15 protein-coding genes and 4 tRNA genes are annotated in these 21,344 nt (G+C 61.2%); 9 read left to right on the top strand and 10 right to left on the bottom strand.

Annotated elements, in window-relative coordinates; all coding sequences use genetic code 11:
* The first annotated feature begins 1 nt into the window (after position 1).
* From ACSAMM_RS15445 to ACSAMM_RS15435, 3 genes are all read left to right on the top strand, one after another.
* Positions 2–1,705, top strand: a complete 1,704-nt coding sequence (locus ACSAMM_RS15445; RefSeq protein ID WP_457792259.1) for a right-handed parallel beta-helix repeat-containing protein — start codon at positions 2–4, stop codon at positions 1,703–1,705.
* A gap of 650 nt (positions 1,706–2,355) precedes the next feature.
* The gene (locus ACSAMM_RS15440; protein ID WP_457792258.1) at positions 2,356–2,979 is read left to right on the top strand and encodes an RNA polymerase sigma factor; all 624 of its coding nucleotides are present in this window, start codon (positions 2,356–2,358) and stop codon (positions 2,977–2,979) included.
* Positions 2,936–4,435, top strand: a complete 1,500-nt coding sequence (locus ACSAMM_RS15435) for a PepSY domain-containing protein (protein WP_457792256.1) — start codon at positions 2,936–2,938, stop codon at positions 4,433–4,435. The genes ACSAMM_RS15440 and ACSAMM_RS15435 overlap by 44 nt, the downstream gene beginning before the upstream one ends.
* 140 nt (positions 4,436–4,575) lie before the next feature.
* On the opposite strand, the gene ACSAMM_RS15430 is transcribed toward ACSAMM_RS15435, so the two are convergent.
* Positions 4,576–5,403 (bottom strand): TrmH family RNA methyltransferase, encoded by an 828-nt coding sequence (locus tag ACSAMM_RS15430; protein ID WP_457792254.1) that lies wholly within the window; start codon positions 5,401–5,403, stop codon positions 4,576–4,578.
* A 200-nt stretch (positions 5,404–5,603) separates the two neighbouring features.
* Here ACSAMM_RS15430 and ACSAMM_RS15425 point away from each other — a divergent pair, with 200 nt between their 5' ends.
* Positions 5,604–5,849 (top strand): hypothetical protein, encoded by a 246-nt coding sequence (locus ACSAMM_RS15425; protein ID WP_457792252.1) that lies wholly within the window; start codon positions 5,604–5,606, stop codon positions 5,847–5,849.
* Between the two features lie 83 nt (positions 5,850–5,932).
* Here ACSAMM_RS15425 and ACSAMM_RS15420 read toward each other — a convergent pair.
* The 7 genes from ACSAMM_RS15420 to ACSAMM_RS15390 all read right to left on the bottom strand — a co-directional run bounded on the left by ACSAMM_RS15420 (position 5,933) and on the right by ACSAMM_RS15390 (position 9,296).
* Positions 5,933–6,006, bottom strand: a tRNA-Gln gene (locus tag ACSAMM_RS15420).
* 75 nt (positions 6,007–6,081) lie between these two features.
* Positions 6,082–6,158, bottom strand: a tRNA-His gene (locus tag ACSAMM_RS15415).
* 6 nt (positions 6,159–6,164) lie between these two features.
* Positions 6,165–6,241, bottom strand: a tRNA-Arg gene (locus ACSAMM_RS15410).
* Between the two features lie 59 nt (positions 6,242–6,300).
* Positions 6,301–6,374, bottom strand: a tRNA-Gly gene (locus tag ACSAMM_RS15405).
* Between the two features lie 170 nt (positions 6,375–6,544).
* Positions 6,545–7,780 (bottom strand): transglutaminase domain-containing protein, encoded by a 1,236-nt coding sequence (locus ACSAMM_RS15400; RefSeq protein ID WP_457792250.1) that lies wholly within the window; start codon positions 7,778–7,780, stop codon positions 6,545–6,547.
* Positions 7,781–7,898: 118 nt separating this feature from the next.
* On the bottom strand, positions 7,899–8,837 hold the full coding sequence (locus ACSAMM_RS15395; protein ID WP_457792249.1) for an LCP family glycopolymer transferase: 939 nt from the start codon (positions 8,835–8,837) through the stop codon (positions 7,899–7,901).
* Positions 8,838–9,041: 204 nt separating this feature from the next.
* The gene (locus ACSAMM_RS15390; protein WP_178725022.1) at positions 9,042–9,296 is read right to left on the bottom strand and encodes an AbrB/MazE/SpoVT family DNA-binding domain-containing protein; all 255 of its coding nucleotides are present in this window, start codon (positions 9,294–9,296) and stop codon (positions 9,042–9,044) included.
* 378 nt (positions 9,297–9,674) lie between these two features.
* Between ACSAMM_RS15390 and ACSAMM_RS15385 the strand changes: the two genes are divergently transcribed.
* Both ACSAMM_RS15385 and ACSAMM_RS15380 read left to right on the top strand, forming a co-directional pair.
* The gene (locus tag ACSAMM_RS15385; RefSeq protein ID WP_457792247.1) at positions 9,675–11,216 is read left to right on the top strand and encodes a sodium:solute symporter family protein; all 1,542 of its coding nucleotides are present in this window, start codon (positions 9,675–9,677) and stop codon (positions 11,214–11,216) included.
* An 83-nt stretch (positions 11,217–11,299) separates the two neighbouring features.
* Positions 11,300–12,619 (top strand): phenylacetate--CoA ligase family protein, encoded by a 1,320-nt coding sequence (locus ACSAMM_RS15380; protein WP_457792245.1) that lies wholly within the window; start codon positions 11,300–11,302, stop codon positions 12,617–12,619.
* 130 nt (positions 12,620–12,749) lie between these two features.
* Here the strand turns inward: ACSAMM_RS15380 and ACSAMM_RS15375 are convergent, their stop codons facing one another.
* On the bottom strand, positions 12,750–13,634 hold the full coding sequence (locus tag ACSAMM_RS15375) for a helix-turn-helix domain-containing protein (RefSeq protein WP_178724242.1): 885 nt from the start codon (positions 13,632–13,634) through the stop codon (positions 12,750–12,752).
* A gap of 45 nt (positions 13,635–13,679) precedes the next feature.
* Entirely contained in the window at positions 13,680–14,861 is a 1,182-nt protein-coding gene (alr, locus tag ACSAMM_RS15370) for an alanine racemase (RefSeq protein WP_457792243.1), read from the bottom strand.
* Between the two features lie 269 nt (positions 14,862–15,130).
* Here alr and ACSAMM_RS15365 point away from each other — a divergent pair, with 269 nt between their 5' ends.
* The 3 genes from ACSAMM_RS15365 (at position 15,131) to ACSAMM_RS15355 (ending at position 21,338) form a co-directional block, all read left to right on the top strand.
* Positions 15,131–18,907, top strand: coding sequence for a phosphoribosylformylglycinamidine synthase (locus ACSAMM_RS15365; RefSeq protein ID WP_457792242.1), 3,777 nt, complete (start codon positions 15,131–15,133; stop codon positions 18,905–18,907).
* Between the two features lie 542 nt (positions 18,908–19,449).
* Positions 19,450–20,271: a ComEC/Rec2 family competence protein gene (locus ACSAMM_RS15360; protein ID WP_457792240.1), complete on the top strand. Its 822-nt coding sequence runs from the start codon at positions 19,450–19,452 to the stop codon at positions 20,269–20,271.
* A gap of 14 nt (positions 20,272–20,285) precedes the next feature.
* Positions 20,286–21,338, top strand: coding sequence for an acyltransferase (locus ACSAMM_RS15355; RefSeq protein ID WP_457792238.1), 1,053 nt, complete (start codon positions 20,286–20,288; stop codon positions 21,336–21,338).
* The last annotated feature ends 6 nt before the right edge of the window (positions 21,339–21,344 follow it).

Genomic DNA, 21,344 nt, shown 5'->3' with positions numbered 1-21,344 from the left:
TATGAAAAAATTGTTGGGAAGAGCGCTCTGCGCTGTTGTTTGCGGAGGGATATTGGCTATAGCAGGCAATGCAGGTCCGGTTATCCCGGTATCGGCTGCGGAAGGTAAGGTTTGCAATGTCAATGACTACAAGGGCAGTGGCTCCGTTGCGATACAAAACGCCATCAACGCCTGCCCCGAAGGTGGGACGGTGTATATCCCCGCAGGAACCTATCGCATGGTGACGACCGTTACGCTGAAATCGAATATCACGCTTAAAGGCGACGGAGATAAAACCATACTCGAAGTGAATTCCCTGCTTTCCACCGGCGCCAATATGATGAAAAGCTCTGACCCGCCCGTTGGGTTGAACAACTATGGGGACGAAAACATCACCCTGCGGGACATCACCTTCACAGGAAAGAGAGCATCCGGACGAACCGGGTCGCTTCTGGGGCTGACAAAAGCGCAGAATGTTACCATTGTCAACTGCACGTTCAAGGAGAATCCGGGCATCACTTTAGGGCTCGGCGGCTGCAAGAATGTTTTGGTCAAGGACTGCATATTTGAAGACAACGGGCTGACCAAACCATCCAAGATTTCCTCCCCCGCCCTTTGGGTAGACAGAACGATGGGCACTCCTGCCATCAACATAACGGTGGAAGACAGCATTTTCAGAAACAATAACTGGTCGGGCTGCTATTTTATGCCGCAGGGTGGAAAAATTGCCCGCTGTACCTTCATTAACAACGGCGAAAGCTCGATCTATACCAATCAATACGGTTCGGATATCCAATATATCGACAATTACATCGACGGCGCACGCAGCTCCAACATTTCCGCTAGCGGACTTGAAACCTGCGCGAGCAATGTACTGATTGAGGGAAATTTGATCAAAAACAGCGGGAATGAGGGGATTTCCTTAACCAACCAGAAAAATGTCATCGTTCGCAACAACATGATCCTTAATAACGGGCAGGAAAAAGAAAAATTTGCCAATGCCGCCGGTATTATGATTTACTCGCTGGGGCTTGTCGAAAATTACTACGTCCCGCAGGATATTACCATTACCGGGAATATAATCGCCAATCGTCCGGGAATGGAAGCAACACAAGGTGCGGGCGTGGCATTATGGCGGCATTCCGCCGGCGAGCCCGTTGAGAGACTTACCATTTCAAACAATATCTTCGGTGAGTTCCCCTATGGTACCGTGCGGTTCATCGGCGATAAAAGTATGATTATCGGTTCCGGCTATTCGTTTAAGGGCAATAAAGAGTCGCAGACCGTCACCATGAAAACTGAAGAGGATTTTGTGAAGGCGCTCAACGAACGTATCCGCAAAGCCAGAGAGACCGCCACGACTGCGAAGCCCGGCCCATCCACCACAGGAGCCGGTACGACCATGCCCGGCAAAACCCAAACCCCCGCAGGCAGTTCCCCTGCCGCCGCAGGCAGCTCCTCTGTGCCGACAGGCAGCACGGCGGTTTCTTCCGGCAGTGCCGGTACGCCGGATTCTTCGGGAACGATAGCCGCAGGCAGTACGGCGGGATACTCGGATACCTCGGCAAATTCTGTGCCGGCCGATGTGGCGCCCGAAAAAGGCATGAAACCGTGGATTATTACGTTACTGATTCTGCTTTGCGGCGGCGCTATCGGCACCGGGGCGGTTTTCATTGTCAAAAAACGCAAAAATACCCCTGAACCTACCGACCAACAAGAGCCCTAAATGCAGGCATATTCTGCCGCTTTCGGCAGTAAGAACCCGATCAACAAACGGTGCGGAGGATACTACCGCCGGCATTTAAAAGCGGGGAGTCACAGGACTCCCCGCTTTATTTGTTACTTTAGTAAGTAAGGTCCATCGCGAAGTGAAGGGCTCTACAAAAAACGTCCGCTAAGCGGTGGGATTAGGGGCTTAAGGAAGAGCATCACCTTTCCTGGTATAATGGCGAGTGTTCAACCCCAAGTATCGAAGAAAGATTGATAAACAGACCACACTAGTGTATAATGGACTCATAAGAGAGTTTCTCATGAGAAAGTTATGATATGTTTTACGGTCGCGAGCATGAACTGACTACGATGAATATAAAACGAGCCGAAAAGGGATATCCCTTTTCAGCTCGTTTTGCAGTTTTATACGATTGCGTTGGAACGGGCGGATATAGAATCCGCCCCTATGGAAATTGCCTGTTCGCAGGGCGATTGCCAAAGACTACCGCACCCACCTATGCAAATTATCTGCGGCAGGTGCATTGAGAATTCAAATCAGAGTAACTTCTGGCTCAACCTGGAGTTTGGTTTGGCAAATAACTAAATATTTTTTTCTTGCAATAAAACGCCCGTCTCGCGGATTAACTGATTGAAAGGGGTGAGACCATGCGGAATCTATCCTCGGCGCCGGACGCGGCGCGCAGTGATATACCGGACGCCGCCGCGCTGGACGCCTGTTTGGCGAACATCGCGGAAAAGAACGCCGCCGCGCTGGAGGAGCTGTACCGCGGGACAAGCGCCTCCGTGTATGGTTTCGCCCTTTCCATTCTAAAAAACGCCCCCGACGCCCAGGACGTGATGCACGACTGCTATGTCAGCATCTATTCCGCCGCCGCCGGGTACCGTTCCAGCGGCAAGCCGATGGCTTGGATCCTGACCATCGTGCGCAACCTCTGCCTGCGCAAACTGCGGGAAAGCCGGAAAACGGCGGATCTCCCGCCGGAGGAGTGGGAACGTGTGCTGGAGGAGCGGGAGGAGGTCGAGCCGGAGGACAAACTCGTCCTTTCGGCCTGCATGCGCCTGCTGTCCGATGAGGAGCGGCAAATCGTGACCCTCCACGCCGTGTCCGGGTTCAAGCACCGGGAAATCGCCCAGATGCTGGGGGCGCCGCTGCCCACCGTGCTGTCCAAGTACAGCCGGGCGCTGAAAAAGTTGAAACACGCGTTACTGAAAGGAGAGCGACAAAATGCGGAACAAAGAGCTGGAAGGGAAACTCCGGCGGGCCTATAGCCACGCCGCTCCGGATGTTCTCGATTCTGTCCTCTCGTCCTGTGAGGATACGAAAGATAAGGTGATCGTCATGACCGAACAAAAGAAACGCAGTCCGTGGATCCGGCGGGGAATGGGGATAGCCGCCGCACTGGTTCTCCTGCTGGGCGGCGCGGCCGGCGTCCGGCTGTACAGCGTCAACCGCGCTGTCGCCTCCACCGTCTCCCTGGACGTCAATCCCAGCGTCGAAATCCAGGTCAATCAGAAGGATCGGGTGCTGCGGGTGAACGCCCTCAACGAGGACGGCCGCATTGTCTTAGGCGACATGAATTTTTCCGGCAGCAGCCTGGACGTGACCGTCAACGCCCTGGTGGGCTCCATGCTGCGCAATGGCTATCTCAGCGAGCTGGCCAACTCCATTCTCGTCAGCGTGGACAACGGCGACCCCGCCAAGGGCGCGGCCCTGCAGACCCGGCTGACCGAGGAAATCAATTCCCTGCTGCAAACCGACGCCTTCACCGGCGCGGTGCTCAGCCAGACCGTCTCCGCCGATGGCACCCTGGAAAAGCTGGCGGATACCTATGGCATTTCCCTGGGCAAAGCCCAGCTCATCCGGGAGATTGCGGATAAAAACCCGCTGTATACCCCGGAGGACCTGGCCAAACTGACCATCAATGAGCTGAATCTCCTGGCCAGCGCCGGAAGCGGCGCCCTGGACAAGGTGGAATCCGTCGGGACAGCCAGCGATAAGGCCTATATCGGCGCGGACAAGGCGCGGGACGCCGCACTGCGCCACGCCGGCGTGACCGCGGCTGACGCCGCCAAGCTCGAGGTGGAACTGAGCTGCGAAAAGGGCGTCATGGTGTACGAGGTGGAATTCGAAGCCGGCGGCTATGAATACGATGTCGACGTGAACGCCAAAACCGGAGACATCCTGAAAAGCGAAAAGGAGAGGGACGACGATGAGCCGACCGCGACCCGTCCCACCTCCGGCACCACGTCCGCCGATCCAGGCGCCGTCACGGCCCCCCTCATTGGGGAGGCCAAGGCCAAGGAGATCGCGCTGAAGAACGCCGGCGTGACCGCTGGCAGCCTGATCGGCTATGCCATCGAGCTGGATACGGAAAACGGTGTCATGGTGTACGAGGTGGAATTCAAATCCGGCGGCTATGAATACGATTACGACATCGACGCCAAAACCGGCAAGATTCTCAAGCGCCAGAAGGAGCGGGACGACGACCGGATCTCCGCCGCCGGCACCGCCGCTCTCATCGGCAGCGCCAAGGCGAAGGAGATCGCTCTTTCCCACGCCGCCGTGTCCGCCGATGGCCTGCGGGATGTTGCCGTCGATCTGGACGACAAGGACGGCGCCCCGGTCTACGAGGTGGAATTCAAATCCGGCGGCTATGCCTACGACTATGATATAGACGCCAAAACCGGCAAAATCCTAAAAAACGAAAAGGAACAGGACGACTGAATTTTCAAAAGGATGGGCCTCCTTTAGCAGGCCCATCCTTTTGCTGGTATTTCATGCACGGCGGTGCCGACAGGTGAAGTTGTATAAGAAGAAAAGCCCGGCCACGCGTATCGTGTGCCGGGCTTTTGACGACCTAGAGCTCACCGGGCTCTAAGCTGCCAGAAAGCGACGGCGCTGGCAGCCGCCACATTTAAAGAATCGACGCCGTGGGACATGGGGATGCACACGGTGTAATCGCAGTCGGCTATTGTGCGGGGCGCCAGTCCGTCTCCCTCCGTACCCAGTACGATAGCCAGCTTTTCCACTGCCAAAAGCCGCGGGTCTTCTATACTGATGGCCTTGTCGTTTAAAGCCATGGCGGCAACTTGAAAGCCCAGCCTGTGCAGGCGGGCGATACCCGGCTGTGGCCATGCGGAGGGATCGTTGCCGATGCGCGTCCATGGTACTTGAAAAACAGTACCCATGCTGACCCGTACCGCCCGCCGGTTTAACGGATCGCAGCAGGAGGGGGTCACCAACACCGCGTCCATGTGCAGTGCCGCCGCCGAGCGGAATATGGCGCCTATGTTGGTAGCATCCACAATGTTCTCTAATATGGCTACCCGGCGCGCTCCTGCGCATAAATCCTCGACACAGGGCAGGGGAGGTCGGCGCATGGCGCATAATATTCCGCGGGTCAGCCGGTAACCGGTCAGTTCGGCCAGCAAATCGCTGGCGGCAGTAAAGACGGGAACATCACCGCAGCGGCCGATGATACCACTGGCTTGTCCGTGAATATGCTTTTTTTCCATCAAAAATGAAACCGGCTCGTATCCCGCGTCAAGAGCGCACGTGATCACCTTGGGGCTCTCCGCGATAAAGAGCCCCTTTTCCGGCTCCAGCCGGTTGCGCAGCTGCGCTTCCGTCAAATGAGCAAAGACCTCCAGCTCAGGCAGAGCCCAGTCGGTAATCTCGATGATGGCAGCCATGTGGATATCCCCCTTCGCATTTGTTTTTCAGCGTCTCTGGAGTGCCAAAGCTTTGTGCAAACAACCGCGTCCTGCCCTGACAGCTTGCGGCCGTTTCTGTCCGCTTTCATCGGAACCACAGCAAAAGAAAAGGCCCGCCACCGGATAGTGAGAATTTGGGCTGGCTGGAGATCGACCGGCCGCACCGCAGGCGCGGCCTTATGAAACGGCCCCGGAACGTGTTCGCCGCCGTCCTTTGTGCGAACAACCGCGCCCTGTCCTGGCAGAATGCGGCCGTTTCTGTCCGCTTCCATCGGAACCACAGTAAAAGAAAAGGCCCGCCACCGGATAGTGAGAATTTGGGCTGGCTGGAGATCGACCGGCCGCACCGCAGGCGCGGCCTTATGAAACGGCCCTGGAACGTGTTCGCCGCCATGCTTTGTGCGAACAACCGCGTCCTGCCCTGACAGCTTGCGGCCGTTTCTGTCCGCTTTCATCGGAACCACAGTAAAAGAACAAGCTCCCACCTGATGGCGGGAGCTTGTTCTTTTGGCTGGGCTGGCTGGAATCGAACCAGCACGGGCAGAGTCAAAGTCTGCTGTCCTACCACTAGACTACAGCCCAATATGGTGTATCGGCGATTGAGCCGCTGTTTACGAAGGAAGGGACACGCGGTTGCCCGTGTGTCCCCTTCTCATGTGGGGTGGAAGATGGGATTCGAACCCACGGTCTCCAGTGCCACAAACTGGCGCTTTAACCAACTAAGCTACATCCACCATAACTGGCGCGCCTGAAGGGACTCGAACCCCTGGCCCTCTGCTTAGAAGGCAGATGCTCTATCCAGCTGAGCTACAGGCGCCTATTTGATTGGTGCGCAGAGCTCCTGCGGTCCCCTGCAGGTCCCGTGCGGCGACGGGTTGGAGCGGGTGATGGGAATCGAACCCACACGACCAGCTTGGAAGGCTGGGGTTCTACCATTGAACTACACCCGCAAATCGAAGCCGGGAAAACCATGCGCTCCCATCGGCCGCCCCATCACAGCGTCAATTATAATAGCATATCGCCGGGCGCCCTGTCAAGGCCTTCCGCGCAACTTTTTCCCCTTTTCCCGTAAAAAAGCGGCCGCCGTCGCCGGCGCCGCTCCGGCCCGCCCGTCCCGGGATCACCCCTTCGGGTACGCGCCCTTTTTGTACAAGCTGAGGATTTTTTCGTCCGGCTCTCCCCGCACCTCGTATTCCCACATGGCCAGCCCGGCGTCCTTCAGCAGGGCGTTGACCTTGGCCGTCAGCACCTTGGTCTGCCGGAAGAATACGGCGGCGTTGCCATAGGTGTCGTCGCTGAAGCGCATCTCTACCGCGTCCTTGCCCAGACGCACCTGCTGGGCGATAACAGCCGCGATGTCGTCCTGCTTGTATGTATGCAGATAGGTCTTGCCGTGCACGAAGAAATTGGCCTCGGTGGCGGTGCAGGTGTCCACCCCGATGTTGTCCTTGTCCAGCCGGTGGGAAATCTCGATTTGTTCGGTCGTCAGGTTGAAGTAGTTGTGCCGCAGCACGTCGTCGCTGTCGTCCCATGTCGCGTCCACGTGGTAGTTCCTCCCGTCGATGGTCACCAGGTTCCACATGTGGGCCACGCCGGTCTTTTTCCCCGCCCCGCTGACCAGGGTGCACTCGATTCCCGCCTTGTGAAGCAGAAGCTGCATGGCGCGGGAATACCCCTCGCATACCGCCCGGCCCTCCACCAGCGCGCCATAGGCGCTGAAGGCGTTGGGAAACTGGGCCGCCGGATCCGCCGCGGCCGCCGCCGCCTCATCGTAGCGGCATCGGGCGGCCACCGCGTCGTGGATGGTCAGCTCTTTGCCGTACTCGTAAGTGCCCGGTCGGATGTCCGCCAGAATGTCGTTCAGCGCCCGATCCAGCTGCCGCTGGGCGGCGGCCCTCTCCTGGGCGTTCATGGTGAACACCAGGCTGATGGAATCGTAGCTGTCCGCGTTCCGCCCCGTCAGGCCGTAGGTGTTGCTGATAAAGAAAAACTGGGGATTGTCCCAGGTAAAGGCCACATACAGGGTCTGCGCCTCGCTGCGGCTGAACAGCTGGCGGGGGAGCGTTACCTTCACCCCGTGGTACTCCTGGGGCGGGGTGCTCGACTTGCTGTCCGCCACCGTCACCATCTCGTCCGCGTCGATTCCCTCCGCCACCGCCTCGTAAATGGCGGCGTAGCATGCCTGCATCCGGGTATTCAGCCGCTGATAGCACCATTTGCCGGTATATTCGCCGGCATATGCGCCGTGCTTGTCGGTTTCCTCGCTGCTTGTCGGGGCGTTGGGCCAGAGAAACTGGCAGCCCGCGCCGCCAAGCAGCAGAAAACAGGCGGCCAGAACCGCCAGCAGCTTTCTCAACGGTGGAGTACCTCCAAATCGATGTTTCTTCCCTTCACTATACCACGGGAAGGCGCTGGATTCCATGGGGAATATGCCGGACTTTTGCCCGCCGGCCCTTCGCTTTCCGGCGAATTTTTCAGGATGTGCCGAAGGTCCCGCGCAGGTTGGCCTTGGCGCTGTCCGCCGGCTCGAAGCGCAGGGCGTCCCCGCTGCCCACATATTGCCCCTCTAAGGAGGCGCTCGAACAGATGGCGCCCGTGTTCCGTTCCGCCAGATACTGCAGCCCCGCCTTCGCCTTGACGAAATGGGAGACCTTGATGTCGGTTTGCAGGAACCCGATGAGGCTGTTGAAATCCGCCTCCATGTCCCGGTCCGCCTTCATGTATTGGTTGATGAGCGCCGCCGTCAGCTGGGCCTGGATGTCCGCCTGCTGCTTGCGCCCGCCGTGCCAGTTGGGGTACCGCATCACGTCCACCACCTGGGAGGGGGTGAGATTGCGGCTGCCGCCCGTCAGCTTGAGGGTGGCGCCGGTGCTCGGGTTCTGGTAATCGAGATCCTCCGGCAGCGTGAAAATCAGCCCGCCGTCCAGCTTTTTCAGCAGCTTCTCCGTGTTGGAATAGGTCAGCACCGCGTAATTCTGGAATTCCATGCCCAGCAGCTTGGCCGCCGCGTCCCGGGTGGCTGTCGCCCCGCCGGAGGCGTAGAGCTCGAACATCCGGGTCTGGCTGGTGCCCACGTCCACGGTGGTTTCCCGGGGGATGGCCAGCGTGCGGATCCGGGTGTTGGCCGGGTCGGTGCGCACCACGATAAAACCCTGGGCGTCGGTGTCCACCGTCACCAGGAACAGATTGCGCGCGTCCTCCTCGGTGAAGGTTGCCGCCGGATCGGCCGAGATGGGGGCAGACGAGGAATCCCCCGCTCCCACCCGGCGCTGCTCGTTGATCTTGACCACTGCCCACAGGCAAAGCCCGCCGAACACCGTCACAAACAGCACGAACGCCAGCAAAAAAATCGCCAGGCTGCTCAGCCGTTTCGTTCTCTTTTTCTTTTGCCCCAGTGCCATATATGGATTCACGCGCCTTTCGCGAAATTCGCTCAATTCCCCGCATCCGCCGGGTTTTCCAGTGTTATTATAGCAGAAGTACGCCGGATAAGACAACTACAGAACTGTAATATTCGGCTACAGAACTGTAATCATTCTAAAGGGTTGACCAAAATCCAGCCCTCCAACCAAAAAAAGAGGGGGAAGCGTCGCTTCTCCCTCTTTGCTATGGATTTTTCAGTCGTCGGCATACCGTTTGGCCAGGCTTTTCGCGCAGACGGGGCAGACGTTGCGCCCCTTGAACGTGACCACGTCCCGGGACTCCCCGCAGAAAATGCAGGCCGGCTCGTATTTTTTGAGGATAATGGTGTTGTCCTCCACAAATACCTCCAGTGCGTCCTTGTCCTCGATTTCCATCACCCGGCGGCATTCCACCGGCAGTACGATGCGTCCCAGCTCGTCGACCTTCCTGACAATTCCCGTGGATTTCATCATGTAGTTTCATCCTTTCTGTTACGGCCTTCCGAAACCTGGCGGATTCATCCGGCTTCCTGTTTCTTTTACAATTTAACAAAATTATATCTTTTATGCCAATTTATGTCAATCATAAAGTGGAGATCTGTCACTACTGGTTTCCAAAATTTATCAATTGCCTAAAAATACATACAAAAATCTTTTTATAATCAGGAGTTAAGCCCTGATCTTGTATATACAAAAAATTTTTGCTTGACCTTTCCCAGCGAATCTTGTAGAATATCTTGTGCATATTTGATTTAAACCGTTACGGTTTAAATCGATAAAGCGTTCGGCCGGTCACCCTGTGTCCGTCCGTGGGAGGCAGCATCCCTGAAACGAAAGGATGGCGTCGTCATGCCTAAGGAAGCGGTTATTTGGGTGACCATCGGGGTCTATTTTGCGTTCATGCTGGTCATTGGCCTGATCAGCAGCCGGCATACCAACAGTATGGGGGAGTTCACCGTCGGCGGTCGTAACGCCGGCGCCTGGACCTCCGCCTTGTCCTATGGCACCGCGTATTTCTCGGCGGTGATGTTCATCGGCTACGCGGGCGGCACTGGCTGGAAATATGGCCTGTGGGGCGTTCTGCCCGGCATCGGCAACGCGGTGTTCGGTTCCCTGCTGGCCTGGCTGGTGCTGGCGCGGCGTACCCGGTCGGCCACCCGCCGGATGAAAATCAAATCCATGCCTCAGTTTTTCGACAAGCGGTTCGTCAGTTCCCCTATGAAGCTGTTCGCCACCTTCGTCATCTTCATCTTCCTGCTGCCCTACTCCGCCTCGGTCTATAAGGGGCTGACCAGCGTCTGTGCGGTGCTGCTCAAGGTGGACGAGCGGATCTGCATGGTGGTCATCGCCCTGGCGGCCATGGCCGTGGTGGTGCTGGGCGGTTATGCCGCCACCCTGAAGGCGGATTTTGTCCAGGGCATTATCATGTTGGTGGGGGTGACCGCCCTCATCGTGGCCGTGGTGCGCTGCGAAACGGTGGGCGGCCTGCAGGCCGGCCTCGCCGCCATCTCCGCCAAAACCGGGGAGCTGAACCTGGGCCTGAAGGAGCACCTTGGCTTGTGGGCCACCGTGCTGATGACCTCCTTCGGCACCTGGGGCCTGCCTCAGATGATCCATAAATATTATGGCATCCGGGACGATAAGGAGGTCAAGCGGGGCACCGTCATTTCCACGCTCTTCGCCCTGCTGGTGGCCGGCGGCGGGTATTTCATCGGCTCCTTCTCCCGCCTGTTTTTCTCCAGCCTGAACGACCTGCCCGGCGCCGGCGCCGGCAACCCCGACTATCTGGTACCCAATATGCTGGTGGACGCCCATCTGCCCACCGTCCTGCTGGGCGTGGTGCTGGTGCTGCTCATCGCCGCCTCCGTTTCCACCCTGGCCTCCATCACCATCACCGGATCCTCCACCCTGACCATGGACTGGGTGCAGGCCCGCCTGCGCCCCGGTATGAGCGGCGCGGCCACCGCCCGTTTGACCAAGGCGGTCTGCGCGGTGTTCATTGTCCTGTCCTATATCATCGCCAACACCGACACCCCTATTCTCGATATGATGTCCTATTCCTGGGGGATTCTGTCCGGCTCCTTCCTCGCCCCCTATCTCCTCGCCCTGTACTGGAAGGGGATCAACCGGGCGGGCGCCTGGGCCGGGATGATCGGCGGCTTTGTCGTCGCCGCCCCGCCGGTGATTTGCAAGCTCCTGTTTCCTGGTGCTGTCCTGCCCTTCTTCGGCAGGCTGGTGGACTGCGGCCCTCATTTCGCCTGCCTGGCCATGGCGGTCTCCTTCCTCCTCTGTTTCCTGGGCAGCGTCCTTGCCCGGCGGGCCGGCTGGAAATCCGCGGCCGACAACCCCGCTTTCTATGAGGAGACAGAGGCCCAGCCCGTCGCCGGCTGAACTTTTCGCTTTACTTTTCCCCGCAAGGGGGGTACAATGGTTTAAAGCACAAAAGCATGAAAGCATGGAGGAGGACTCCCGCAATGAACGCCATTTGGAACAAGGATATGGAATGTATGCCCCGCCGGGACCTGGAGACCCTGCAGCTGGAACGGCTCAAGGCTCTGGTGGATTACTGTGACCGGAATGTGGAGTTTTACCACAAACGGCTGGAAGCCGCCGGCGTGACGGCGGATAAAATCAAGGTCCTGTCGGATGTGCAGTACATACCTTATACCACCAAGGCCGACCTGCGGGATACCTATCCGTTCGGTATGTTCAGCGTTCCCCGCAAGGAACTGGTCCGTGTGCACGCCTCCTCCGGCACCACCGGCAACCCCACCGTTGTGGGCTATACCCGGGAGGATTTGGACAACTGGGCCGAGCAGGTGGCCCGCGTGGTGGTGGCCGCCGGCGCGTCGGACGAATCGATGGTGCAGATCTGCTTCGGCTACGGCATGTTCACCGGCGCCCTGGGCCTGCACTACGGCCTGGAGCGCATCGGCGCCACCGTGGTGCCCACCTCCTCCGGCAACACCGAGAAGCAGCTGAAATTCATGCGGGATTTCGGCACCGATACCATCGTCGCCACCCCGTCCTACTGCCTGTATCTGGCCGAGGCCGCCCGGGAGGCGGGGGAGGAGTTCCCCATGGATCGGTACCGGCTTTCCCTGGGCCTGCTGGGCAGCGAGGGCTGTACCCCGGAAATGCGGGATCAGATCGAATCCCGGTGGGGCGGCGGCTTCTTCTGCACCGATAACTATGGCATGTCCGAGCTCAACGGTCCCGGCATGTCCGGCGAATGCCGCGAGCGGGCCGGCCTGCACATCAACGAGGATCATTTCCTGTGCGAGGTCATCGACGCGGCCAGCGGCCAGGTGCTGGAAAAGGGAAGCACCGGTGAGCTGGTGGTGACCAACCTGACCAAGCGGGGTCTGCCCATGCTCCGGTACCGCACCAAGGACATCACCCGCATCGATTACAGCCCCTGCGCCTGTGGACGCACCACCGCCCGGATGCATAAGATCATCGGCCGCAGCGACGATATGCTGAAAATCCGAGGGGTCAACGTCTTTCCTTCCCAGGTGGAAAGCGCCCTCATCAACATCAAGCACATCAGCCCCCATTATCAGCTGGTGGTGCGCCGCAAGGGCTATGCCGATACCCTGGAGGTGCGCGTGGAGCTCATCGACGGATCCCTGCTGGAGAAATACGCCGAGCTGGAAGCCCTGCAGAAGAATATCCACGATCGCATCAAAGCGATCCTCGGCATTGAAATCGCCGTCAGCCTGGTGGAGCCCAAGTCCATCGAGCGCTTCACCGGCAAGGCCCAGCGGGTGGTGGACCTGCGGGGGCAGAAATAAGTTTACCCATATCATTCGAGGGGACAAGGCTTCGGCCTTGTCCCTTTTGTCAAGCCGATATGTGAATATTATTCACATATCGGCCCGCCTGTCAAAAAGGACGCCCTTCGGCGCCCTTTTCCCATTTGTATTATTTTGACTGAATCGACAAAGTGTATTCGCTTGGCGTCATGCCTGTCGCCTGCTTGAAATAGCGGGAGAAGTAATGCACCGACGCGTACCCCAGCTTGTCCGCGATTTGGGTGATGTTGCCGTTGCCCTCCCGCAGCAGCACCTTGGCTTGCTCGATTTTCAGCCAGCGGTAGTATTCCATCACGCCCCGCCCCGTCGCCGCCTTGAAGATGGTTTTTAGATTGGTGGCGCTCTGGGCGGAGAAGCGGCAGACTGCTGAGAAGGTCAGGTTCCCGGCCACGTTCTCCTCCATGTAGGCGATCACCCGGCGCACCAGGTCGTTGTCCGACCGTTTTTTCACCGAGGAGGACTCCTTGACTGAATCCGCCGGCTCCGCCCCCCGGCGCACCAGCCGGATGAGCATTTGCTCAAGGAGCATGCCGATCATCTGCTCGCTGCCGAAAGCGCTGGAGCTCGCCCGTTCCATCCTCACCGTGCCCGGGTCGTCGAGCGGGGTGGTGAAGGCGTCCCGCGCCTCGTTGACCAGCCGCGCCAGCAGCTCCCTCTCATCCTCGCCCGCCTTAAGGATTTTCCCCTCGAAATAGGTCATGGCGGGGGAGGGGCACACAAACGCCACCACCACCAGGTTGGGGGCCACCACCCCGTTGGCGAACACATTGTGGAATTCGTTCGGCTTGTGGAAGATCATCTCGCCCCGCTTGAGGCGGTAGCCCACCTCGTCGGCCATGACCTCCACCTCGCCCTTGTCCACGTAAAGCAGCTCCCAGAAATCGTGCCGCTCTCCTTCAAAAACATAATTCTTGGCGTATTCGAAGTAGTGCACGGTCACGATGGACTGCACGTCGATGACCTTGCGCAGTTCTGTGGCGATATAGCTGCTCATGGAATTCCTCCTTTTCGGTAAGTCCGGATGAAACCGGCCCTGCCTTCATGGGCTGACGATATAATTCAGCTGCCCCACAACCTGCCCGTCCCGGACGAACAGGCGGGGCACCCGCTTGCTGATTTGGCAGACAACTTCGTAGTTGATGGTGCCCATGTGATCGGCCAGCTCCTCCACCGGGAGGAAGGCTTCCCCGTCCCGGCCGAACACGGTCGCCACCATGCTTTCCCGCACGTCCAGCCCGGTCACATCCAGCATGCATTGGTCCATGCACACCCGGCCGACCACCCGCACCCGCCGGCCGGCCAGCAGCATGTCGGCCCGGTTGGACAGCACCCGGGGATATCCGTCCGCGTATCCGATGGGTACCGTGGCCACCCGCCGGGCCTCCCCGGTGGTGTAAATGCGCCCATAGCTCACCGGCGTGTCCGCCGGCAGATCCTTGATCATGGACACGGTGGTTTTCAGCTCCATCACCGGATCGAGCGGCAGCATCCCCTCCATCCAGGGGGCGGGGGAGAGGCCGTACAGGATGATGCCGGGGCGCACCATGTCGAGATGCATCTCCGGGTACCGCAGGGTGGCCGCGCTGTTGCAGCAGTGGCGCAGCGCGAAGGACACGCCCCGTTCTTCCAGCCGCCGGACAGCGTCCATAAATAGGGCGAACTGCCGCCGGGTGAAGCCCCCGTCCTCCTCCTCGTCCGCCGAGGCAAAGTGGGTGAAAATCCCTTCCGCCGTCAAATGGGGCAGACGGCAGGCGGCGGCCATGTCGTCCAGGACCGCCTCGTCCCCCTCCCGGTGGTAGAGAAAGCCCACCCGGGACATGCCGGTGTCCACCTTCAGGTGCACCCGCACCCGCACCCCCGCGGCCTGGGCCGCGGCGTCCAGTTCCTCGGCATAGGGGCGGGAGAGCACCGTCTGGGTGACGGCAAACTCGGCCAGCCGCCCCGCCTCCTCCGGCGGGGTAAAGCTGAGGATGAGAATGTCCCCATCGATGCCTGCCCGGCGCAGCTGCACGGCCTCCTCCAGGTTGGAGACCCCGAACCAGGCCGCGCCCGCTTCCCGCAGGGCTTTGGCGGCGGCGGCGGCGCCGTGGCCGTAGCCGTCCGCCTTGACCACCGCCATGGCCTGGCTGCCGGGGGCCAGGGAGGCCTGTATCGCCTGAAAATTCCCCTGCAGACGGTCCAGGTGAATCTCCGCCCAGGTGCGTTTCAAGAATTCGGACATGAAAAACCAGCAGCCTTTCGCGTATTTTTTCGCTCAATTGCGCATGCTTGTTGCGTATACGCTATCCATTATACGTTGTTTTTCGCAATTAATCAAACGTTTTCGCTCGGATTCCGTCTATGCCCCTCCTTCCCAATTCTGCGGGGCGAAGGGGACGGAATTTCATGCTTTTATCTATTTCCCTTCCGGGGGATTTATGGTAATATAAAGAGTATACACGGACAAGGGGGCGCCCCTGCATTGTATCGTATGAAGTGAGGAGTTAAACTATGTCGAATGTGATCCGGGTATTTGTGGAAAAGCGGGAGGGCTTCGACGTCGAGGCCCGGCATATGCTGGCGGATTTGCGGGATAATCTGGGGCTGACCAAGCTGACCGGCCTGCGGCTGCTGGTCCGCTATGACATCGAAGGCCTTTCGGCGGAGGAATTCATCCGGGCGCGGGGCGTCGTCTTCTCCGAGCCCAACGCCGACGATGTGTACGACGAGGAATTCACCGTGGCCGAGGGATGGCGGGTGTTCGCCATGGAATACCTCCCCGGCCAATACGACCAGCGGGCGGATTCCGCCGCCCAGTGCGTCCAGCTGCTCACCCAGGGGGAGCGGCCCCGGGTGCTTACCGCCCGGGTGGTCTGCCTGGAAGGGGCGCTGACCGATGAGGAATTTGCTCGGGTGCAGGCTTATCTCGTCAACCCGGTGGAGTCCCGCATCGCCTCCCTGGACAAGCCCGAGACCCTGGATATCACCGCCGACGTGCCCGCCGACGTGGCGCGGGTAACCGGCTTCACCGCCATGTCGCAGGAGGAAATCGCCGCGTACTGGCAGGCCATGGGGTTTGCCATGTCGGCGGCGGATCTCGCCTTTTGCCGGGACTATTTCCGGGACGAGGAGAAGCGGGATCCCAGCCTGACTGAGCTGAAGGTCATCGACACCTACTGGTCCGACCACTGCCGCCACACCACCTTCCTGACCCGTTTGGATCAGGTGGCCGTGGAGCCGGGCGGAGCCATTTCCGCCGCCATTGAGGAGGCTCTGGCCGCGTACTACGCCGCGCGGGAAGAGGTTTACGGCGAGAGACTGGCTAAGAAAAACGTCTGCCTGATGGACATGGCCACCATGGGGATGCGCCTGCTCAAAAAGCAGGGGAAGATTCCGGATCTCGACGAGTCGGAGGAGATCAACGCCTGCTCCATCGAGGTGCCGGTGGTCATCGACGGCCGGGTGGAGAAATGGCTGGTACAGTTTAAAAACGAGACCCACAACCACCCGACGGAAATCGAGCCCTTCGGCGGCGCGGCCACCTGCCTGGGCGGGGCCATCCGCGACCCGCTGTCCGGGCGGGCCTACGTTTATCAGGCCATGCGGGTGACCGGCAGCGGCGACCCGCGCGTCGGCCTGGCGGACACCCTGGAGGGCAAGCTGCCCACCCGGAAAATCACCACCGGCGCGGCGGCGGGCTATTCCTCCTACGGCAACCAGATCGGCCTGGCCACCGGCCAGGTGGCGGAGCTGTACGACCCCGGCTATGTGGCCAAGCGGCTGGAAATCGGCGCCGTGGTGGGCGCTTCTCCCAAGGAAAACGTGGTGCGGGACGTGCCCGTGCCGGGTGACGTCATCGTCCTGCTGGGCGGGCGCACCGGCCGGGACGGCTGCGGCGGGGCCACCGGCTCCTCCAAAGCCCACACCTCCGAATCCATCGACACCTGCGGCGCGGAGGTCCAGAAGGGCAATCCGCCCACCGAGCGGAAGATCCAGCGGCTGTTCCGCAAAGGCGCGGTGTCCCGGATGATCAAGCGGTGCAACGACTTCGGCGCGGGCGGCGTATGCGTGGCCATCGGCGAGCTGGCCCCCGGCCTGCAGGTCGATCTCGACAAGGTACCCAAGAAATACGAGGGGCTGGACGGCACCGAGCTGGCCATCTCCGAATCCCAGGAGCGGATGGCCGTGGTGCTGGCCCCCGCCGACGTGGAGGCGTTCATCGCCGCCGCCGGGGAGGAGAACCTGGAGGCCACCGCCGTGGCCGTGGTCACCGCCGAGCCCCGCCTGCGCATGAACTGGCGGCAGGACACGGTGGTGGATATCAGCCGCGCCTTCTTGGACACCAACGGTGTGACTCAGACGGCCCGGGCGGCCATTGCGGCCCCCGATCCGGCGGCCGATTACCGTACCGCCATTCCGGCGGGGCTGGCGGTCATCCCGCTGGCCGACGCCTTCCAGGAGAATCTCCAGCGGCTGGAGGTGGCCTGCCAGAAGGGGCTGGCCGAGCGGTTCGACGCGAGCATCGGCGCCGCTACCGTGGGCATGCCGTTCGCCGGCCGGTATCAGCTCACCCCCGAAGAGGGCATGGTGGCCAAGCTGCCGGTGCTCCATGGGGAAACCGACACCGCCACGGCCATGACGTTCGGCGGCATCCCCGGCATCTCCCGGTGGAGCCCCTTCCACGGCGCGGCTTACGCGGTGGTGCAGTCCCTGGCCCGCCTGGCGGCCATGGGCGCCGACCCGCTGTCCGCCCGGCTGACCTTCCAGGAATATTTCGAGCGGCTGCGGGACGTGCCGGAGCGGTGGGGTAAGCCCGCCGCCGCGCTTCTGGGTGCGTTCCTGGCCCAAAAGGAGCTGGGGGTGCCCTCCATCGGAGGCAAGGATTCCATGTCCGGCAGCTTCAATGAGCTGGACGTGCCCCCCACCCTGGTGAGCTTCGCGCTGAGCATGACCAAGGCGTCCCAAACCGGCACCGCCGCCTTCCAGAAGGCGGGGAGCCTGGTGGCGTTCCTGCCCCTGCCGGTGAACCGGGAGACCCGGCTGCCCGACTGGCCCCGGGTGAAGGTGCTGCTGGACGAGGTGGCCAAGCTGGTGCAGTTCGGTGTGATCAACGCGGCCTCCGTGGTGCGGGAGGGCGGCGCGGCCGCCGCCGTGGCCAGGATGTGCTTCGGCAACCATATCGGCTTCGCGTTCAACCGCAATGTGGATCGCGCCACCCTGTTCGCGCCGCTGGCCGGCTCTTTGGTGGTGGAGCTCAAGGAGGGCGACATGTGCCTGGAGGGGCTGGAGTACAGCCTCATCGGCACCACCATGGAGGAGGAGGCCGTGGTCATCGACGGCCAGGAGTTTCCCCTGGAGGATCTCATCGATATTTGGACGGCCCCGCTGGAGCCGGTGTTCCCGAACAAGGCGGACGAGGAGCCGGAGATGACCCCGGCCGTCCCCCTGTATGTCCAGCGCAGCGGCCTGACCCCGGCTATCAAGGCTGCCCGGCCCCGGGTGTTCATCCCCGTTTTCCCAGGCACCAACTGCGAATACGACACGGCCCGGGCTTTCGAGCGGGCGGGCGCGCAGCCCGATGTGCTGGTGGTCAAGAACCTGAGCCCGGCGGCCATCGAGGAGACCATCGCCCGCATGGAGGCCGCCATCCGGCAGGCCCAAATCGTCATGCTGCCCGGCGGCTTCTCGGGCGGCGACGAGCCGGACGGCTCCGGCAAGTTCATCGCCACCACCTTCCGCAACCCCCGGGTGGCGGACGCGGTCACCGAGCTGCTCGAGCAGCGGGACGGCCTGATGCTGGGCATCTGCAACGGCTTCCAGGCGCTGATCAAGCTGGGACTGGTGCCCACTGGCTCCATCCGGGAGCTGCGCGACAGCGACCCCACCCTGACTTTCAACACCCTGGGCCGCCATGTCAGCCGGATGGTGTACACCCGGGTGACCTCGGTGAAATCCCCCTGGCTGTCGGGCTGCGCGGCGGGCGACATCCACTGCGTCCCGGTATCCCACGGGGAGGGGCGGTTCGTGGCGGACGAGGCCACCCTCAAGCAGCTGGCGGCCAACGGGCAGATTGCCACCCAGTATGTGGATCCCGAGGGACGGCCCTCGGCGGACATTCTGTGGAACCCCAACGGCTCGGTCTGCGCGGTGGAGGGCATCACCTCCCCGGACGGCCGGGTATTCGGCAAGATGGCCCACAGCGAGCGCAGCGGGGACGACCTGTACAAGAACGTTCCCGGCGAGAAGGATCAACGGATTTTCATCAGCGGCGTCCGGTATTTTGCCTGAGCCGCAGGGCGTATACAAGCAAGGCCTCCGCAGCGATTGGCTGCGGAGGCCTTGCGGCGTTTCAGGTGTCAGGGAGAGCCCTTGTGTATACCCTATCGGGGGTTGCGTTGGTATGCCGGGTTTCCTTACGGAAACCCTAGGATGACCCCGCATACCTACGTAATACCCGATGGGGTATACCATGAACTTATGCTGGCAGATAGAAATTTAAAATTTTATAGACACCGCATGGTGTACTATTTTAAACTGGCCGATCACTGTGAAACCTGCCGGTATTACTACCGGCATTACATCCGCTGCGGCAACCGCTACGAGTCCCTTGGTAAGCGCTGAATGAATCACGTCCGGCGGCTTTTTCTGTAAGTTTCCTGCAAGATTTTGTCCGCGGTTCTTCCCAAGCGGGCGCGGGTATGGTACTATAAACCATATACGAGGCATAGAAAAAAACGGCGCGGGCAGTGGAAGCGGCTGTTTTTAGAAAAAACGGCGGGCGCGCCAACAATGGGCGCCGCTCGAGCATTATACGAAAGGGGCCGTGGACGATGAAACGGATAGTGGCGGGCCTTCTGACGCTGGCGATCCTGGTCGGCGGGCTGGCGGGCTGCGCGCGGGAGCCGGCGCCGGAGGGGACGCTGACCGTCACCGTGCTGGACGTGGGCAAGGCCGACTGCATCCTTATCCAGGAATCGTCGGGCGGGGCCATGCTCATCGACACCGGAACCCGGGAGAGCGCCTCCGCCATTCTGGAGTTTTTGCGCGCGCGAGGGATCGACACCCTGGAGACGCTGCTGCTCACCCACATGGACAAGGATCACATCGGCGGGGCGGCCGCGATCCTGCAAGCGGTGAAGGCCGAGCGGGTGGTGCAGCCGGGAGCGAGCAAGGACAGCGGAGAATACACGGCCTATCAGGCGGCGCTGCGGGAAAAGGGCATCGAGCCCGAAATGCTGTGGAAGGCGGAGCGGGCCGATTTGGGCGGCGCGGCCGTCACCCTGATCCCGGGGCGGGAGCTGAGCTATAAGCAATCCAACGACTACTCGGTATTCACCGAAATCACATACGGCGATCACCGGTTCCTCTTCACCGGGGACGGCGAGAAGAAGCGGCTGCAGGAATATCTGGACGGGCGGCCGGATCCCTGCGATTTCCTGAAGGTGCCTCACCACGGGCGGGCGGAAAAGAACAGCGAGGCGTTTTTTGAGGCGGTGGCGCCGCGATACGCGGTGATCACCTGCTCCGAGGAGGAACCGCCGGAGGACGAGGTGCTTGCCCTGCTCAAAGCGGCGGGGGCCGAAACCTATCTGACCAGCGGCGGGACGGTGACCGCCGTCAGCGACGGCAGGACACTGACCGTCACCCAGTGAAGGAGGACGCGGACATGACGGAAAACAGGGCGGCGGCCAGCCGCATCGGGTATATGGACGGCCTGCGGGCCGCGGCCATGGTGGGCGTTATTCTCATCCATGTGTGCGCGAAGGCGGCCACGGCTTTGGCGGCGGACGGGCAGGCGCTGGGCGTTTCCTGGCAGCTGGCCAACCTGCTGGACGCGCTGGGCCGGTTCGCGGTGCCGGCGTATCTGATGGTGACGGGGGGGCTGCTGCTGGGCAGCGACCGGGCGCTGTCGGTGCGGGAGACGCTGCGCCGGCGGGTGGCGCGCATCGCGGCGCCGCTGGTTTTCTGGACGGCGGCGTATCTGGTGTTACAGGCCGCGACAGTGCCCGGCTACGACTGGAAGGGGGCGGCGGCCAACCTGTTCAACAAGCCGGCGGAAATTCATCTATGGTATCTGTACGCGCTGCTGGCGATTTATCTGCTGCTGCCGCTGCTGCGCCTGCTGGTGCGGCAGGCCCCCCGCCGCCTTCTGTGGTACGCGATAGGGCTGTGGGTGGCGTTCAGCAGCCTGTGGCGGGCGGCGGCCGGCCTGATGCCGGCGCTGCAGCTGCCGGATTACGCCAACCTGGACATTCTGGGCGGGTATTTGGGGTATGTGCTGCTGGGGTGGCTGCTGGCCACGACGAAGCGCGCGCCTTCCAAAGGGCTGTGCGCGGCGGGGTTCCTGGCGGGGCTGTTGGTCACGGCCGGTGGCACCTGGTTTATGACCCGGCGGGCCGGGGAGCTCAACGGCGTGTTTTACCAGTATTTCATGCCCAACGTGGTGCTGATGGCGGCCTGCGCCTTCCTGCTGTTCAAGGGGCTGTGGGCGGGCCGGGAAAGCGGCCGGGTGATCCGGCGGCTGTCCGCGTTGTCCTTTGGGGTGTATCTGGTGCACGAGGTGTTTCTGAGGCTGCTCGAGCCAGTATTTGCCCCGCTGCCCGCGGCGGCGGGCATGCTGCTGCTCTCCCTGGCGGTGCTGGCGCTTTCGCTGGCGGCGGCGTGGCTGCTGTCCCTGATTCCGGGGGTGCGGTTCATCACGCTGGGGGAGCGGAAATAGTTCGGC

The sequence above is a fragment of the Anaeromassilibacillus sp. SJQ-5 genome, from assembly GCF_054108045.1.
Note: the sequence above shows the minus strand (reverse complement) of the source record. Positions and strands in the feature narration are given on the sequence as shown.